The sequence below is a fragment of the Pseudophaeobacter leonis genome (assembly GCF_002087335.1).
In the GTDB taxonomy this organism is placed as follows: Bacteria; Pseudomonadota; Alphaproteobacteria; order Rhodobacterales; family Rhodobacteraceae; genus Pseudophaeobacter; species Pseudophaeobacter leonis.
On the sequence record NZ_MWVJ01000018.1, the window covers coordinates 23,815 to 40,621 of the forward strand.

Here is a 16,807-nt window from a genome sequence, read left to right on the forward strand (position 1 = left end):
TCTAAAAGTAGTCGATTGAGACCTGCATCAAACGCTCCACTTCGGGCACGTCATCCGCCATGGCAAAGAGCGCGATCACATCGCCCTCCTCGATCCTGAGACCCCCTGTTGGACGCAGCACCTCGCCTCCCTTGCGCACAGCCCCGACCAAAACGCCTTCGGGAAAATCAATCTCCCGGATCGTCTGCCCGGCCATGGGCGAGGTTCCCATGACCTCTGCCTCGATCACCTCAGCCTCGGCATCGCCAATACTATAGACCTGCCGGACCCGCCCATATCGGATGTGGCGCAGGATAGAGCTCACGGTTGTTGCGCGCGGATTGATAAAGGCATCAATGCCAAGCGGCGCCATCAGCGGCAGCAAGGTCGGGTCGTTAATCAGGGCGATGACAAAAGGGCAGCCCTCGGCCTTGGCGCGCACGGCCGCAAGCATGTTTGTCTTGTCGTCGTCCGTCACCGCCAGCATTGCATCGGCACGGTCAATACCGGCCTCGATCATCAGGGCCCGGTCCAGACCATCGCCGTTGAGCACAATCGTACGTTCCAGGGTTTCAGCCGCGTGTTCGGCGCATTTCCGGCTCTTCTCGATCATCTTGGCCCGGATGCGACTGGTGCCGCTCTCCAGCGCTTTGGCTACCTCTAGCCCGACATTGCCGCCGCCGACGATGACCACCCTGTCCTGACGTTTTTCGACCTTGCCAAAAACTTCGATGGTTCGGGTCACATCATCCGCATGCGCAAAGACATAGCAGCTGTCGCCAATGAACAGCTGATCACCAGGTTCCGGCGCAAACAGAGTGCCCTCACGGCGCACCCCAACCACGATGGCCCGAGTGTCGAAAACAGATCCGTCAGCTGACGCAGCGGTGTGTTGACCACCGGACAGTCTTCATCAATCTGAATGCCCAGCAGCTGGGCCTTGCCGTCCATAAAGATTTCAGTATCAAAAGCCGCCGGCGCAGACAGGCGCTGCATCGCGGCCGCCGCCACTTCACGTTCAGGACTGATCACCACATCAATCGGCAAATGCTCGCGCCGGTAGAGATCAGAGTAGATCGCCGTAAGATAACTGCGCGCTCTGAGGCGGGCAATCTTACGCTGCACCGAAAAGACAGAATGGGCCACCTGGCAGGTGACCATATTGACCTCATCGGAATGGGTGGCGGCAATGATCATATCGGCGTCACGCGCCCCTGCCCGTTCCAGCACATCGGGATAGGAGGCAAATCCGGTAACCCCCTGCACATCGAGCGTATCTGTCGCGCGGCGCACCAGTGCGGGGTTGTTATCGACCACAGTTACGTCGTTGTGTTCACCAGAGAGGTGGCGTGCGATTTGCCAGCCAACCTGGCCCGCGCCACAGATAATAACTTTCATGCGACTGTCCCTTGGGCGCTAGTGTGGGGCGCCATTTTGCCAGATTTGAATGACAGAAGCCACCGGGGCGGTCAAATCAATTGTACCTCTTGCAAGAATGCGGCAAAGTTTATCCATGTTTGGCCCCACTCGAATCATTTCTTTTTCCATTGTTTTGCTTGGACTTGCCTCCTGCGGCCCCCTGCCTGTCTATTACAGTGCAACCCGCGATCAGGCCCATACCAGCAGCGATACTCTCGCCTGCCAGGTCAAAGCCCTGAAAGAGGCCCCTGTCGCCAATGAGATACGGCATCGTGCGCCCAGCTATTATCCCGGCACGCGGCACTGCTCGCAGGGCAATTGTTGGTCCCGGCCCGGCTACTGGGTCGACGGCGGCTCTTACACGGTGGATTTGAACCAGGGGTTGCGCAGCCGTATCGAGCAAAGCTGCATGGCGCAAAAAGGCTATAGCCGGGTCGAGCTGCCACGGTGCACAAAAGAGCAAGCCGCCGCGCTGCAGTCCCCCTCTGCGCAGAGCACAGGCGCCTCTGGAAACGGCCTCTCTGTAAACGCCTGTGCACTGCGTCAAAAAGACGGCACCACGGTCATCTTGCCAAGGCTCTGATCAGCGCCTCACAGTTCTGCCATATCCGGTTCCGTCTTCTGGCGTATCCAGTGCCGTCTCGCCAAAATCAGTTTGGCGCTGAAGTCACATCTGTTGCTAAAACACAGCCCGTGGCCGACACCCGGCAGGCTCGCCAGCTGAAACGCCTCAGCCGAAACACCCCGGATCCCCCCGGCTGAAACACACCTGGCGGGGAGGTTCTGACGCCGAAAGCGTCAGACCAGATCTTCTTCCTTTTCAACATGAGCGATACGCGCCCCTGTTTTGTTCGACGTCACAACGCCCAGCGACTTCAGCTTACGATGCAGGGCAGACCGCTCCATCCCCACAAACGAGGCTGTGCGGCTGATATTGCCGCCAAAACGGTTAATCTGAGTCAAAAGATATTCCCGCTCAAAGGCTTCGCGGGCCTCACGCAGCGGCAGGGTTGCAAGTGCGCCGGACAGAACCACCCGGCCCCCTCAACGACTTTCTCTTCTTCGCGCGGCAGATCCCTGACTTCGATGGGACCACTGCCATCGCCCAGGATCAGCACCCGCTCGACCATGTTCTTCAGCTGACGGAAATTGCCCGGCCAGGTCATGGTCTGCATCAAGGCCACCGCCTCATCAGCAAGATCCCGCAGCGGCAAGCCCTGGCTTTCATTGAACTGAGTGATAAAGAACTCGGCCAGTTGCGGAATATCCTCACGCCGGTCAGCCAGTGACGGCACCAGAATGGGCACAACATTCAGGCGATGATACAGCTCTTGGCGAAACCGGTCTGCGTTGATCTCAATCTCAAGATCCTTGCTAGTCGCGGAAATCACCCTCAGATCGACACGCACCTTGTCGTTGCCGCCAACCCGCTGGAATTGCTGATCAACAAGCACCCTGAGGATCTTTGACTGGGTCCCAAGCGGCATATCTGCCACCTCGTCAAAGAAGATCACCCCCCCATGCGCCTGCTCCAGCAGTCCCGGCTCCACGCCACGCTCCGAGGTCTCGCGACCAAACAACACCTCCTCCATGCGGTCTGGCTCAATGCCAGCACAGCTGACGGTGATAAAGGGCGCTGTGGACCGGGCAGAATTTGTGTGAATATAGCGCGCCGCGATCTCCTTGCCCTGCAGGCAGCGGCCGCTCAGCAACACCCGTCCGTTGGATTTGGTGACCTTGTCCAGCTGCCCAATAGGACCGCGGAACGCCGCAGAAGAGCCGATCATTTCAGAGCTGCCAGTCTCTTTACGGCGCAGATCGGTGTTCTCACGCCGCAGTTGCGACGCCTCCATTGCGCGCCGGATCACCACCATCAGCTGGTCGATATTGAAGGGCTTTTCGATAAAATCATAGGCCCCCTGCTTGATCGCGGCCACCGCGATCTCAATGTTGCCATGACCGGAGATGATGACCACCGGCACTTCGGGGTTGTCGCGTTTGACGGTTTTGAGAATATCAATGCCGTCCATCTGGCTGTCCTTTAGCCAGATGTCGAGAATAAGCAGCGACGGCAGGTCCTGATTAAGCAGCGTCATGCAATCTTCGGAATTGCCCGCTTTGCGCGTGGCATAGCCTTCATCTTCGAGGATGTCGGAAATCAACTCGCGGATATCACGTTCATCATCAACAATCAGAATATCACTCATGTCAGACCTGCTTTCACTGTATTCCGGTTCACCTGCGCCGCGCTGGCAGCAGCGGGCAAGCGAATAACTGCCATGGCACCAGAATGCTGGTGCCCTTCAAAAATCGGTGCATCCTCGAGCGAGAGTGCACCGCCATGCTCTTCAATAATCTTCTTCACGATCGGAAGCCCCAACCCGGTGCCCTCATTGCGGGTTGTCACATAGGGCTCAAACAGCCGGGCACGATCTTCGGGCAATCCAATGCCGTTATCCGCGATTGTGATCTCATAGCCGCCGCCCTGGGCCAGGGATAAGGCGATACGAATTTGCGGATCCACTGCAACATCTGGCTTCTTTATCTGCAGAGTTTCAATGGCTTCACCGGCGTTTTTGATCAGATTGGTCAAGGCCTGGCCAATCATGGTCGCATCCAGATCCGCCCAAAGGGGCGCCTCGGGCAAATCAGCAGTGATCGTAACACCGGGCTGCCCGGTCTGCTGCAGAACCACCGCATCGCGGACCAGTTTCACCAGATCCTCTTCGCGGCGTTCTGGTTCTGGCATGCGGGCAAATTTGGAAAACTCGTTCACAATCCGTCGCAGATCATTGGTCTGGCGCACGATGACATCGGTCATAGCCTCAAGGTTGTCACTGTTTTCTTCCCCCAGCATCGGCGCGAACTTTCGCTTGATCCTCTCCGCGCTCAACTGAATGGGCGTCAGTGGGTTTTTGATCTCATGGGCGATCCGGCGGGCAACATCCCCCCAGGCGGCCATACGCTGGGCAGACACCAGATCCGTCACATCATCAAAGGCCACCACATAGCCCTCCAGCCGACCATCCTCGGAGCGACGCCGCGACATCCGCACCAACAGGTTTTCCAGCCGCCCCTGACGGGTGACCTTTATTTCATCCTGTTCCGCCTCACCGCCGCTGGCAACAAGTGTTTCAAACAAAGTTCCGAATTCCGGAATAGCCACGGAAAGTGCCAGGGTTTGCTGATCTTCATGCCAATCCAGCAGGCGCTCGGCTGAGCGGTTTACAAAGGTGATCTTGCCCGCATCATCCAGTCCAACCACCCCTGAGGTCACCGAGGAGAGAACGGAGTCAAACAACCGCCGCCGGTGCTCGATCTGATCGGTATTTTCCAGCAATGCGGCCCGCTGCGCCCGCAACTCGCGGGTCATCTGGTTAAAGTAATGGCCAAGTTGAGAGATCTCATCGCCGCCATTTTCCTCTGGCACCCGAACGTTGAGATCACCGCCGCCCACCCGCTGTGCGGCCACGGTCAGACGCCCCACCGGACGTGACAGGCGTTCCGCGAACCATATGCCCAGCCACATGGCAGCGAGGATCAGGATCAGGGCAAAGCCGATGTACAACAGACCAAATTCAAACAGGACACGCCCGCGCTCCTTCTCAAGCTGCTGATACAGCAGGGCGGTTTCTTTTGTTTCATCCAGCAAATTCAACAGGGTGCCGTCAACGTCCCGGCTGATATAGAGGAACCGGTCAACAAAGGCCGCAAGCCGCACCAGGGCACGGAACTCGTTGTTGTCCCAGTCCTGAATAATGGCCATGCCCTCAGCGCTGGCGCGGGCAATATCCTCGGCGCTGGGGCGTTCAAAATCAAACTCATACGAGCGCTCACCACGGGCCCGAATGCGCCCGGTGCCATCAATCACATAGGCCTCACGCAAGCCGCGCTGGATCTGCAACTGACCCTGGGTCAAAATCTGGCGCAGCTCGGCGTCGTTCATAAAAAAGCTGCGGCTGCGGCTTTGATCGAGAAACCGCGACAACGCCTGTGCGTCGGCAGTAATATCGCGCCGCTGTTCCTCTTGATAGGCCTCTGCTGCAGACAGCGAGCTGCCGATCACCTGGCGGACACGCTGCGAGAACCAGCCCTCAAGCCCGACATTCACCGTGAGCACGGCAAAAACAGCGACAATTACAGTTGGCCCCAGCGCCAGAAACCCAAAGGCCCCGATCAGGCGCAAATGTAGGCGGGAACCCGCCGACTTGGACCGGCGGGCCGCAAACAGTCTGACAATCTGCGTCAGCACCAGGGCGGCAATGGCCATGATATAGACCATGTCCGCCAGCAGAATCAGGCGCAATGGACGAGAGGAGGCGCCATGGCCAAGCGGGCCAAAGATCAAAAAGGTCAGCAACGCCAGAAGAGGTCCCAGCACAACCATGCCAAGTGTGCCAATATTGCGGGCCTGGCGCGTTTTACGCCATCGGTCCAAGGTCATAAATGGCCAATACCCGATCCAAATATGTGACTTTTGCGCCACGCATCATCCTCATTCTAATGTGCGACCACACAGGTCAACCGCCATATGTCGTGGTTACTCCAAAATGCGAAACATCTGGCGTCACAATCATGTGGCGATATTACATCAGCTTGCGGCGACGTGTCACCTCTATATCCAGATCAGTGATCTTCTTTCGCAGCGTATTGCGGTTTATTCCCAAAAGTTCGGCACATTTTGCCTGATTTCCGCCGGTGGCCGACAGAGCGATCTCGATCAAAGGCGCCTCCACCTCGCGCAGGATGCGGGTGTAGAGGCCGGGCGGTGGCAGAATATCGCCATGCAGATCAAAATAGCGCTGCAGGTGACGCGCCACCGAATCCGCCAGTTTTTCATTTACCGTGCCACCGATAACCGGCCCTGCATCATTCTGCGGCCCCAAAGCGGCAGCAACTTCGGTTCTGGCAACCTCTTCACTGCGCGCCGTCAGAGCCAGGCGCCGCACCAGGTTTTCCAGCTGACGCACGTTCCCCGGCCAGGCACAATGGCGCATCATTTCAATGGCCTCGGCGCTGAACCGGCGATGCGGCGCCCCGTCATTCTCGGCTTTGGCCAAAAAATGCTCTGACAACAGGGCGATATCCTCGACCCGCTCGCGCAGGCTTGGCACTCTGAGTTCGGTCCCCGAGATCCGGTAAAACAAATCCTGACGCAGACCACCGCTTTCCATCGCGGCTGCTGGGTCTTTCTGGCTGGTCGCCATGAAACGGGGCGCATGATTGCCAGGAGAATCCATCATACGCACCAGCCGTGCCTGGGCCTCGTCCGGCAAATCCACCAGCTCATCAATCAACAGACTGCCGCCCTTGACCTCGGCAAGCAGACGCGCAGGCCCCTCTAACGCCATCAAATCAGCCTCGGAGGCGGTGACAAACGGCAGGGTTCTGCGGTCGGAAAAATCATGCACCGCCCGCGCGATCAGCGACTTTCCGGTGCCGCTTTCGCCTGTGATCATCAGCGGCATATCCGTGTTCATCACCCGCGCAATCAGCCGGTACAGCGCCTGCATCACCTCGGTCCGCCCCACCAGAGGCAGGTCTTCCGGGCGCTCCTGCTCTACTGTCGTCGCCTTGCTGGGAGATTTGCGCGATTCCGCCATCGCCTTGGCGGTGCGTTTCATCAGTTCCGGCAAATCAAAGGGCTTTGGCAAATAGTCATAGGCCTCGGCTTCCGCCACCTTGATCGCTGTCATGATTGTGTTTTGTGCGGAGATCACGATCACTGGCAGGCCGGGGCGGTCTTCGGCGATCTTTGGCAACATCTCCAGCCCGTTGCCATCGGGCATGACAACATCCGAGATCACAACGTCGCCCTTCCCTTCAGCGACCCAGCGCATCAGGGTGGTGAGCGACGAGGGCGCATGCACCCGGCAGCCGGCCCGGGTCAGCGCCTGGGTCAGCACGGTTCGGATCGTGCGGTCGTCGTCTGCTACAAGAACGGTGCCGTCCATGGGTTCTTTCTCCTGCGGTTCTGCGTCTTTTGGGGTGCGGGACAACGACAGCCGGAACACGGTTCGTCCCGGCACCGAGTCCACTGAAATCCAGCCATTGTGTTCGGCGATGATCTTGCTCACCAAAGCAAGCCCAAGGCCGGTTCCGTTTTCACGCCCCGAAACAAAGGGGTCAAAAACATCGTTGCGGATGGCCTCTGGCAAGCCGGGGCCGTCATCAATTACTTCGATCTGAAGGGGCAAAAGTTTGCCAGTGCCATCACTGCGACGCAATCGGAAGGAATGCTCATAATAGCTTTGAATGCGAATGGTGCCACCGTTTGGACCCGCGGCCTCAGAGGCGTTTTTCAGCAGGTTAAGGACCACCTGAAGCAGCTGATCAGCATCGCCCCAGGCCAGCGGCAGCGAGGGATCATAATCCTCAATTATGGTCATATGCGCCCCGAACCCCAACAGCGCCGAGCGCCGGGCCCGGTCCAGCACATCATGCAGATTGACCGGCTTAAAGTCGGGCTCACTCAGATTGCCGAACTGCTCCACCTGATCCAACAGCTTTACGATGCGGCGGCTCTCGCTGACGATAAGATCCGTAAGTTCAACATCTTCTCCGGTCAGGTTCATGCTCAAAAGCTGTGCGGCTCCCGTGATCCCCGCCAGCGGGTTCTTGATCTCATGCGCCAGCATTTCGGCCATACCGATGGCAGATTGCGCCGCCGATTTTGCCGAATGGTTCTGTGTCATGCGCGCAGCCAGCTCACGTGGGGACAGCAGCAGCAGCATATGGCCCGCCTGCCCCTGAACCGGCGCGATCTGCACCCCACATTGCAAGGGCGCCCGCGTGCGGGATCCAACGTCGATGTCATTGACAAACAGCGGTGTGCCCTGCGCCCGCGACCGGTCAAATGAGGCCTCAATCGGCGCATCAATTGCAATCTGCTCCCAGACAGGCTGACCAAGAAGGGCACGTCTGGAGGTGTTCAAAAACCCTTCTGCCGCAGAATTTGCATCCAGAATGCGATTGTCCGCTCCGATCAGAAAGGCCGGAACCGGCAGAGAGGCCCAGAGGGCAGTATCTGAGATCATTGAGGTCTCTCCCCTTCGTGAATAGCCAGGGCATCCGGCAAAAGGCGCAGAACCTGATCAGAAGCTTTTTGTGTCAAAACCTGCCGCCGCAGGGACGCGGGCGTCTGGGATTGATCCATGTACCACCCCAGGTGCTTGCGCGCGACACGCAGCCCCAGCTCTGCGCCATAAAACGCCAACATTGCCTCGTAGTGCGCTGAAACCATTTGAATAAGATCCGCGCCTTCAGGCTCCGTCGGCGCAGCACTGCCCCAGATATCATGCGCAACCTGGGCCAGCAGCCAGGGCTTGCCCTGTATGCCACGGCCGATCATGACACCGTCAGCCCCGGAACAGGCCAGTGCCTCGCGCGCACTAGCGGTCCCCAGGATATCTCCATTGGCCAGAACGGGCACAGACACCGCCTCTTTGATGGCGCGGATGGCCGTCCAGTCGGCGCGGCCTTTGTAAAACTGACACCGGGTGCGACCATGGATTGTCACCATCTGAACCCCGGCCTCTTCGGCGCGTGCGGCAACCGAGGCCGCATTCAGGCAATTGTCGTCCCAGCCAAGCCGGGTCTTAAGGGTCACAGGAATATCCACCGCCGCCACCACGGCCTCGATCAGAGAGAGCGCATGATCGGGTGTTTTCAGCAAAGCAGACCCGGAATAGCCATTGGTCACCTTCTTGGCCGGGCAGCCCATATTGATGTCAATAACCCTTGCCCCCCGATCCGCCACCTGACGTGCGGCCTCAGCCATCCAGCTCGCCTCGCGCCCAGCCAGCTGCACCGCTGTGTTCTCGACGTCGGCGCTTAATTCGGCGCGTTCGCGCACGCCGGGCTTGGCCTGCACCATCTCCTGGCTCGCCACCATCTCGCTCACCATCAGCCCAACCCCAAAAGAGCGCACCAGATCGCGAAACGGACGATCGGTGATTCCAGCCATGGGGGCCAGTGCAATGGGCGGTGTCAGAGAGGTGGTTCCGAGGGTGAAGGACAACTGCCTAATCCTTGTGCAAGTGACGATTTTATAACCGAAGCCCCTGCTATTGGACAATGAATGCGCCCTTCGCAAGCGCACAATAATGATGTGGCGCCTATTTTTTAAGCACAATGACGCAGGTGATTGCCACCGGAAGCGGCAGAACATAAACATTCGGCAACGCTGGTCACAGTGTTAACCAGAATGTTGACCACAGCATTGGCCGCAACATGAGAGGGCCTCAATGACAACAGCCGCCTTAATCGTTGCAGCCGGCCGCGGCACCCGCGCGGGCGGGGGCGTGCCAAAACAATGGCGCCAGCTGCAGGGCCAGAGGGTCATCGACTGGACCCTGAAGGCCTTTCGCGACGCCGGGGTGCAAACCATTGCCCTGGTTCTGTCCCCCGAGGACGACGCCGCCTGGGAGAGTTTTCGCGATGACAGGGGCGTTATTCTGACCGCAGGAGGTGGTGAGCGGGCGATTTCGGTGCAAAACGGCCTGCGCGCCCTGATGGGACGCGGCATCACCAAGGTATTGATCCATGACGCCGCACGGCCCTGCATCAGTCAGGCGCTGATCTCATCTGTGATAGAGGCGCTGGACACAGCTCCGGCGGCGGCACCTGCGCTGGCGATCACAGATGCGCTTTGGTCCGGCGCCAATGACCGGGTGACTGGCACAGCCGACAGAAACGGGCTTTATGCGGCCCAGACACCGCAGGGCTTTCAGTTTGAAGCGATTCTTGCCGCACATGCGGCACATGCCGAACAGGCCGCCGTTCAGGCCGCCCATGCCGTACAGGCCGGCGGAGCTGCTGACGATGTTGAGGTGGCCCGTGCCGCCGGGCTTGACGTGACAATTGTTGCGGGCGAACCAGATAACATAAAGATCACCAGGCCCGAGGATTTTGCCCGCGCCGCCAGAATTTTGGAAACGGAACAGACTTTGGAAACGAAAGAGGCAATGGCTATCAACTTGGATGTCAGACTGGGCAATGGCTATGACGTGCACCGGTTTGGCCCCGGCGACAGCGTCACCCTGTGTGGCGTAGAGGTGCCGCATGATCGCAGCCTGCAGGGGCATTCTGACGCCGATGTCGGCATGCACGCGGTGAGCGATGCGATTTATGGCGCTCTGGCGCAGGGCGACATTGGCCAGCACTTCCCGCCCTCTGATCCGCAGTGGAAAGGTGCTGCCAGTGAGATCTTTCTGCGCCACGCCGCCAATCTGGCGCGCGAGATGGGGTTTCAGATCTCCAATGTGGACTGCACCCTGGTCTGTGAATACCCCAAGATCGGGCCGCACGCTGCCGCAATGCGCGCCGCAATGGCCAGGATACTCGACATTGACGAGGGCCGCGTCTCCGTCAAGGCCACCACCTCCGAGCGCCTCGGCTTCACCGGCCGCAGCGAAGGCATCGCCTCGATTGCCACAGCCGCGCTGGTGAAGACATGAATGCCGCGACGTTGATAGGCACCGTTGGGGGCGTTGGCTATCTGCGCCCGGCGCCCGGCACCTGGGGCTCGCTTGCTGCGCTGCCGCTGGCCTATGGGCTGCATCTGCTGGGCGGCTTTCCACTGCTGGCGCTTGCAACGCTTGCTGTCTGCATCGCCGGATACTGGGCCACCGCCGAGATGACCCGGGGACAAGCCAATCACGACCCATCCGAGATTGTCATTGATGAGGTGGCCGGGCAATGGCTGGCGATCTGGGCCATTTCCTATCCGGCCTGGGCGCATGACATCGCCATCTCGGCGCTCTGGCCCGGCTGGGTTGCAGCCTTTGCGCTGTTCCGTCTGTTTGATATCTGGAAGCCTGGCCCCGTCGGATGGGCCGATCGAAAAACCGGACCTGTGGGCGTGATGCTGGATGATGTTATCGCCGGCATCCTGGCCGCGCTGGGCGTGGCTGCGCTCGCCGGGTTCAGCCATGGGGTTTTGGGGCTATGACAGAGAAGACAGCAGAGAAGCAGCCCGCCCCAGCCGTAGATGTCGCAGCCCTTATTTCGCGCGCCACAGCCCTTGGGGTGACTATCGCTACCGCCGAAAGCTGCACCGGCGGCATGGTCGCGGCTGCGCTGACTGATATCCCCGGATCCTCTGCCGTGTTGGATCGCGGCTTTGTCACCTATTCCAATGACGCCAAAATGGCCATGCTCGGGGTCCGGCCACAGACCTTAGCCTCCTACGGCGCGGTGAGCGAAGAGGTTGCCAGTGAGATGTGCGCCGGGGCCCTGACGCGGGCCAAAGTCAGCCTTGCTGTGTCTATCACCGGCATCGCGGGTCCGGGGGGCTCTGAGCACAAACCCGAAGGGCGCGTCTGCTTTGGTCTGGCGCAACAAGGCCAGGCGGTTTTTGTCGAGACCATCGAATTTGGCGCTCCGGGACGCGCACAGGTGCGCGCTGCCAGCTGCAGCCATGCCCTGCATTTGCTGCAGCGGGCCCTTTCGCAAATGGAGCAGTAATTAAGCAGCGGCCGCTAACATATGCCTAATTATTATGCACTTTTATAAAAGCCCAAGTTTTTGGCGCTTTTGCGCCTCATGATGCTTTTTTCCCCATTCCAGATCGGGTCTTTGATCCACCAACCACGCAGACGGGATGGAAGGACGACCCCATGAATGGAGCTGATACAGCTTGGATTATTGTAGCAACGGCCCTTGTGCTGTTCATGACATTGCCGGGGCTCGCCCTGTTTTATGGCGGTCTGGTGCGGGCGCGAAACGTGCTCAGCGTCTTTATGCAATGCTATGCAATTGCCTGTTTGATGAGCATTCTGTGGCTCGCCTTTGGCTATAGCATCGCCTTTGGCCCCGGTGAGACCGGCTATTGGGGCGGCCTCGACAAGATGTTCCTCAATGGGGTCACCGCAGACAGCCTGAGCGGCACCCTGCCGGAAGTGCTGTTCTTTGCCTTTCAGATGACCTTTGCCATCATCACCCCGGCGCTGATTGTCGGCGCCTATGTTGAGCGCGTGGGCTTTGCCTTTGTGCTGACCTTCTCCGGCCTTTGGATGCTGCTGTGCTATGCGCCGGTGGTGCATTGGATCTGGGGCGGCGGTATCATGTCCGATGGCGGCATTTTTGGCGAAACCGGTGTCAGAGATTTTGCCGGTGGCATAGTGGTCCACGAGACCGCAGGTCTGGCAGCGCTGATCCTTGCGATCTTTCTTGGCCCACGCAAAAACCGCCACACCCCACCGCATAACCCCGGCTATGTCGTCATTGGCGCGGCAATGCTATGGGTCGGCTGGTTCGGCTTTAATGGCGGCTCACAGCTGGCTGCGGATGGCGGTGCTGCCATGGCGCTGACCGTCACCCATATTTCAGCCGCAGCGGCGTCGCTCTCCTGGGCGTTCTGGGAGAAGGTCAAATATGGCAAGGCCTCGGTTGTGGGTCTGGTCACCGGCACCATTGCAGGGCTTGCCTCGATCACCCCAGCCAGCGGCTTTGTTGGCCCGGTTGAGGCGCTGATCATCGGCGGCGTTGCCGGTATCCTCTGTCAGGAGCTGGTGAACCTGGTCCGCAACAAGCTGCAGATCGACGACACGCTGGATGTCTTTGCCGTGCACGGCGTAGGCGGCATCTTTGGCACCATCATGATTGCCGTCTTCGGCGAGGGTGCCTGGGTTGCCCAGCTGGGTGCACTGGCTGTGGTTGGTGTCTTCACCACGGTGGTGACCATCGCTCTGATCAAGATCGTCGGTGCCTTCACCTCTTTGCGGGTTGATCCTGAGACTGAAACCAACGGTCTCGACATCTCGGTTCATGGCGAACGTGCCTATGACATGACCAGCTAAGGTCAGGCTCTTTCAGGGCCAGAAACCAGATGGCATCGCTCACACGACGCAGATGCATCACCATAGATTTGACGGGCCTTCCAAAGCATTGGGAGGCCCGTTTTAATTATGAGGCCCGTCCGGGCCTGGCTCAAAAGTGCCGGGTAAAATCAGACACCGCAGCCTCGCCTTGTAAAACAGACCAAACCTCGGTCGCGGTATCTGTGCCCAGAAGCGCCGCCGCCTTTTGCAACAGGCGCGTTTGACGATCCGTATAGTCAACCGGCGCCTGCAGATCATGGCTGGCCTCAAACCGCTTACCGTCGCGTCGCAGCAGGCTGACATGGGCCTCTGTCTCCGACAGAGTGTCATCAGCCTCTACATGGATGCGGTCACGCAACGTGACAAGGCGAGGATCTGCGCAACTCGCATCGCTATAGCTCTCCAGCTGTGCGGTATCCTTACCCAGCGCCTGCATTGCCAGCACAGTCCGGTAGGAAAATTTCGCCCCCAGCCCGGTGCTCGGCGCGATCTGGTTGCACACAGACATCCAGCGCGGATGGGTGCGCACGGTCAGAGCCGCGATCTCAGGCGCTGCCAGATCCAGCATCCGGGCCGCCTCAAGTGCGGCGTGCAAGCCATGACAGCAGGCGTGAAATTTGTGGCTGAGGCCCTCGACATGCCAGACCTGTCCCAGCCCCTCCAGCGCGGCTGCTGTATTGCCGGCGCCGTGATGCGTCGCGCCGAACCCAAGCTCACCATCAAGCGCATCCGGGTTGGATTGGAACCCGGCAGCAATCAGTTGCGCCGCCTCAACGCCAGCCGAGGCCGCAAGCCCGGCGTTGTAGGGTTTGCCCATGGTGCCAAACTGCGCCTTCAGACCAGCGGCACGGGTCGCAGCCAGTCCCAGTGCCATCGCCATCTGATCCGCATCAAATCCCAAAAGCCGCCCCACAGTTGCCGTGGCCCCAAAGGCACCCGCCGTTGCCGTCTGGTGAAAGCCCTCTGATAATGGCTACGCCCCAGCCACAGCCCAACCCGGATGGACAGCTCCATGCCGACAAGCGCCGCCTCCAGTACCTGTGGCAGTGACAGCCCTGCGGTCTCTGCGATGGCAAAACCCGCTGGGAACACCGCAACCGAGGGGTGACCGATATGGCCAAAATGCGTGTCGTCATAGTCCAGCGCATGCGAGATGGTGCCATTGGTGAGCGCCGCCATTCGGGCAGGCACCCGCGTGCCGCCAAAGAGACTGGCCGGCACGGCGCCCCCTTCCGACAGGGCCTGCGCCCGCAATATTTGCGAGACGGGCTCGGCGCGTCCGGCAACACCGCAGGCAAGCCAGTCCAGCGCCGAAAGCCGCGCCATGTTGCGGGCAAGCCCGGAGGGGAGAATATCGTTGGTTGCAAACCGGGCTAATTGAGCCGTGAGGGTGTCTTGCATGGTGATCAGGCTTCCTGTTGAGGCAGCCTAGCCATAAAGCTCTGCTGCACGGCGCTCAAATGCCTTAACGATACGCTGCATCGCCTCGTTGAAGACAACTCCAATGATGCCCTGCAACACTGCATTTTTGAACTCAAAATCGACAAAAAAAGTAACATCACAGGTTCCGTCGTCGCGGGCTGCAAAAGACCAGTTCGACTTCATATAGCGAAACGGCCCATCCAGGTATTCCGTGTCGATCTTCATCTCGTCAGCAAACAGTGTCACACGGCTGCCAAATCTCTCGCGAAAGACCTTAAAGGAAATCACCAGATCCGCCTCCATCACCTCAGCTGGCCCTTGATGGCTACGGCTGCGAATACGCGCGGCGGCGCACCACGGCAGGAACTTTGGGTACTGCGCCACATCCGCCACCAGCCCGTACATCTGCTGCGCGGAATAGGGCATTTGGCGGGTTTCAGAGTGAACTGGCCTGGTGGCTATCAATTTTCTTGCTATGATCGTGCCGCGTCATGTCCTATGAAAGCGCGGGAAATTCAAGGGGGCAGCCATGTCACAGCGTCCATATGTCATCGATGTGATGATTTCAGCCAAAACAATTGCCGCGCGAATCGAAGAGCTTTGCGACGAAATCACCAAAGAGTTTTCTGGCACAGACAAGCTGATAGTTGTTGGTCTGTTGCGTGGCAGTTTTGTCTTTATTGCCGATCTGGTGCGCGAGCTGGACCTGCCGATCGAGGTCGACTTCCTTGAGGCCTCATCCTATGGCGACGGCATGGAAAGCAGCAGAGAAGTGCGCATTCTTAAAGACTTGCGCGGCGCAATTGAAGGGCGAGACGTGCTGGTTGTCGAAGATATCGTCGACACAGGCCACACTCTGAATCACGTGACCAAACTGCTCGCCAGCCGTAAACCGGCCCGGTTGAAATCCATCGCGTTGCTCGACAAACCATCGCGCCGCGAAGTGAATTTTCGCTCGGACTGGATTGGCTTTGAGATCCCGGATGAATTTGTTGTCGGCTATGGCATCGATTATGCACAGCGCAATCGAAACCTGCCACATATCGGAAAGGTGCGCTTTACCGACGACGCCTGAGAGGTGCGTAAATATCTGCGCCGCCAACAGATCGTTGCGGCGCAGATATTTTTTGTTCAGTGAGGCCTCACAGGGCCTCCGGCGCTACCTCACACAGGGCCCCTGGCCCTACCTCACACTGGGCGCGTGGCCTTAAGCGATGCCCAGTTTTTTGTTTCGCGCCGTACGCAGCCGGGCAAAATCATCGCCCGCATGATAGGATGAGCGCGTCAGCGGCGTTGCGGAGACCATCAAAAAACCTTTGCCGTAGGCGGCTTTCTCGTAGGATTTGAACTCATCCGGGGTGACAAACCGATCCAGAACGTGGTGTTTTGGCGTTGGTTGCAGGTACTGGCCGATGGTCAGGAAATCGATGTCAGCGGCGCGCATGTCGTCCATCACCTGTCGCACGGATTGTTCGTCCTCGCCCAGACCAACCATGATACCCGATTTGGTAAACATCGAAGGGTCCAGCTCTTTCACCCGCTGCAACAGGCGCAAAGAGTGGAAGTAGCGCGCACCGGGCCGCACTTCTGGATAGAGGCCAGGCACGGTTTCCAGATTGTGATTGAACACATCAGGGCGTGCCTCAACGATCTGTTCCAGAACAGAAATATCACATTTGAGAAAGTCAGGCGTCAGGATTTCGATTGTGGTGCCAGGGCTGCGGTGGCGCACGGCCCGAATGGTCTGGGCAAAATGCTCGGCGCCGCCATCAGAGATGTCATCGCGGTCAACCGAGGTGATCACCACGTGGTTCAGGCCCAGCTTTTGCACCGCATGGGCAACGCGGCCCGGCTCAAACGCGTCGAGATCTTCGGGAGGCTTGCCGGTCGCAATGTTGCAGAAAGTACAGGCGCGGGTGCAGACCTCGCCCATGATCATCATGGTCGCGTGGCCCTGGCTCCAGCACTCGCCGACATTGGGACAGCCCGCCTCTTCGCACACGGTGACCAAACCGTTGTCACGCATGATCTTTCGGGTCTCCGCATAGCCCTTGCCGCCCGGCGCTTTCACCCGGATCCAACTGGGTTTCTTTGGCTGGGCATTGTCCGGGCGTTTTGCCTTTTCGGGGTGCCGTTGCTCGGGGATTTTTAGATCACGCATGGTG

13 protein-coding genes and 3 pseudogenes are annotated in these 16,807 nt (G+C 59.1%); 6 read left to right on the plus strand and 10 right to left on the minus strand.

Annotated elements, in window-relative coordinates:
* Nucleotide 1 precedes the first annotated feature (1 nt).
* Nucleotides 2-1,377, minus strand: a pseudogene (trkA, locus tag B4968_RS06160) (Trk system potassium transporter TrkA).
* A 115-nt stretch (nucleotides 1,378-1,492) separates the two neighbouring features.
* Between trkA and B4968_RS06165 the strand changes: the two are divergent.
* A complete protein-coding gene (locus B4968_RS06165) occupies nucleotides 1,493-1,981 on the plus strand; it encodes a hypothetical protein (RefSeq protein ID WP_083097512.1) in 489 nt (162 codons plus the stop codon).
* Nucleotides 1,982-2,196: 215 nt separating this feature from the next.
* Here B4968_RS06165 and ntrX read toward each other — a convergent pair.
* The 5 genes and pseudogenes from ntrX to dusB all read right to left on the minus strand — a co-directional run bounded on the left by ntrX (nucleotide 2,197) and on the right by dusB (nucleotide 9,418).
* Nucleotides 2,197-3,605, minus strand: a pseudogene (gene ntrX, locus B4968_RS06170) (nitrogen assimilation response regulator NtrX).
* Nucleotides 3,602-5,884, minus strand: coding sequence for a sensor histidine kinase NtrY-like (locus tag B4968_RS06175; RefSeq protein ID WP_083097514.1), 2,283 nt, complete (start codon nucleotides 5,882-5,884; stop codon nucleotides 3,602-3,604). Before B4968_RS06175 ends, ntrX begins: the two are co-directional and overlap by 4 nt.
* Nucleotides 5,885-5,984: 100 nt before the next feature.
* Complete coding sequence (locus B4968_RS06180) at nucleotides 5,985-7,352, minus strand: response regulator (protein ID WP_083097567.1); 1,368 nt, start codon at nucleotides 7,350-7,352, stop codon at nucleotides 5,985-5,987.
* Nucleotides 7,353-7,367: 15 nt separating this feature from the next.
* Nucleotides 7,368-8,435 (minus strand): annotated as a pseudogene (locus B4968_RS06185) (two-component system sensor histidine kinase NtrB); the annotation flags it as partial.
* Nucleotides 8,432-9,418 carry a tRNA dihydrouridine synthase DusB gene (gene dusB / locus B4968_RS06190; RefSeq protein ID WP_083097516.1) on the minus strand — a complete coding sequence of 329 codons (987 nt, stop codon included), beginning with the start codon at nucleotides 9,416-9,418 and terminating at the stop codon, nucleotides 8,432-8,434. The gene dusB and the pseudogene B4968_RS06185, both read right to left, overlap by 4 nt.
* A gap of 226 nt (nucleotides 9,419-9,644) precedes the next feature.
* Between dusB and B4968_RS06195 the strand changes: the two genes are divergently transcribed.
* The 4 genes from B4968_RS06195 to B4968_RS06210 all read left to right on the plus strand — a co-directional run bounded on the left by B4968_RS06195 (nucleotide 9,645) and on the right by B4968_RS06210 (nucleotide 13,199).
* Nucleotides 9,645-10,856 (plus strand): bifunctional 2-C-methyl-D-erythritol 4-phosphate cytidylyltransferase/2-C-methyl-D-erythritol 2,4-cyclodiphosphate synthase, encoded by a 1,212-nt coding sequence (locus B4968_RS06195; RefSeq protein ID WP_083097517.1) that lies wholly within the window; start codon nucleotides 9,645-9,647, stop codon nucleotides 10,854-10,856.
* A complete protein-coding gene (locus B4968_RS06200) occupies nucleotides 10,853-11,350 on the plus strand; it encodes a phosphatidylglycerophosphatase A family protein (RefSeq protein ID WP_083097519.1) in 498 nt (165 codons plus the stop codon). The genes B4968_RS06195 and B4968_RS06200 overlap by 4 nt, the downstream gene beginning before the upstream one ends.
* Entirely contained in the window at nucleotides 11,347-11,865 is a 519-nt protein-coding gene (locus B4968_RS06205; RefSeq protein ID WP_083097521.1) for a CinA family protein, read from the plus strand. The genes B4968_RS06200 and B4968_RS06205 overlap by 4 nt, the downstream gene beginning before the upstream one ends.
* Nucleotides 11,866-12,017: 152 nt before the next feature.
* On the plus strand, nucleotides 12,018-13,199 hold the full coding sequence (locus B4968_RS06210) for an ammonium transporter (protein ID WP_083097523.1): 1,182 nt from the start codon (nucleotides 12,018-12,020) through the stop codon (nucleotides 13,197-13,199).
* A gap of 130 nt (nucleotides 13,200-13,329) precedes the next feature.
* Here B4968_RS06210 and B4968_RS25605 read toward each other — a convergent pair whose 3' ends face one another.
* The 3 genes from B4968_RS25605 to B4968_RS06220 are packed head-to-tail and all read right to left on the minus strand — an operon-like array spanning nucleotide 13,330 to nucleotide 15,104.
* Nucleotides 13,330-14,133, minus strand: coding sequence for an MmgE/PrpD family protein (locus B4968_RS25605; RefSeq protein WP_338153217.1), 804 nt, complete (start codon nucleotides 14,131-14,133; stop codon nucleotides 13,330-13,332).
* On the minus strand, nucleotides 14,055-14,621 hold the full coding sequence (locus tag B4968_RS25610) for an MmgE/PrpD family protein (protein WP_338153218.1): 567 nt from the start codon (nucleotides 14,619-14,621) through the stop codon (nucleotides 14,055-14,057). The genes B4968_RS25605 and B4968_RS25610 overlap by 79 nt, the downstream gene beginning before the upstream one ends.
* Nucleotides 14,622-14,648: 27 nt before the next feature.
* Entirely contained in the window at nucleotides 14,649-15,104 is a 456-nt protein-coding gene (locus B4968_RS06220; RefSeq protein ID WP_420916476.1) for a type II toxin-antitoxin system RatA family toxin, read from the minus strand.
* 67 nt (nucleotides 15,105-15,171) lie between these two features.
* Between B4968_RS06220 and hpt the strand changes: the two genes are divergently transcribed.
* Nucleotides 15,172-15,717, plus strand: coding sequence for a hypoxanthine phosphoribosyltransferase (hpt, locus tag B4968_RS06225; RefSeq protein WP_083097527.1), 546 nt, complete (start codon nucleotides 15,172-15,174; stop codon nucleotides 15,715-15,717).
* Nucleotides 15,718-15,849: 132 nt separating this feature from the next.
* On the opposite strand, the gene lipA is transcribed toward hpt, so the two are convergent.
* Entirely contained in the window at nucleotides 15,850-16,803 is a 954-nt protein-coding gene (lipA, locus tag B4968_RS06230; protein WP_083097529.1) for a lipoyl synthase, read from the minus strand.
* Nucleotides 16,804-16,807: the final 4 nt, after the last annotated feature.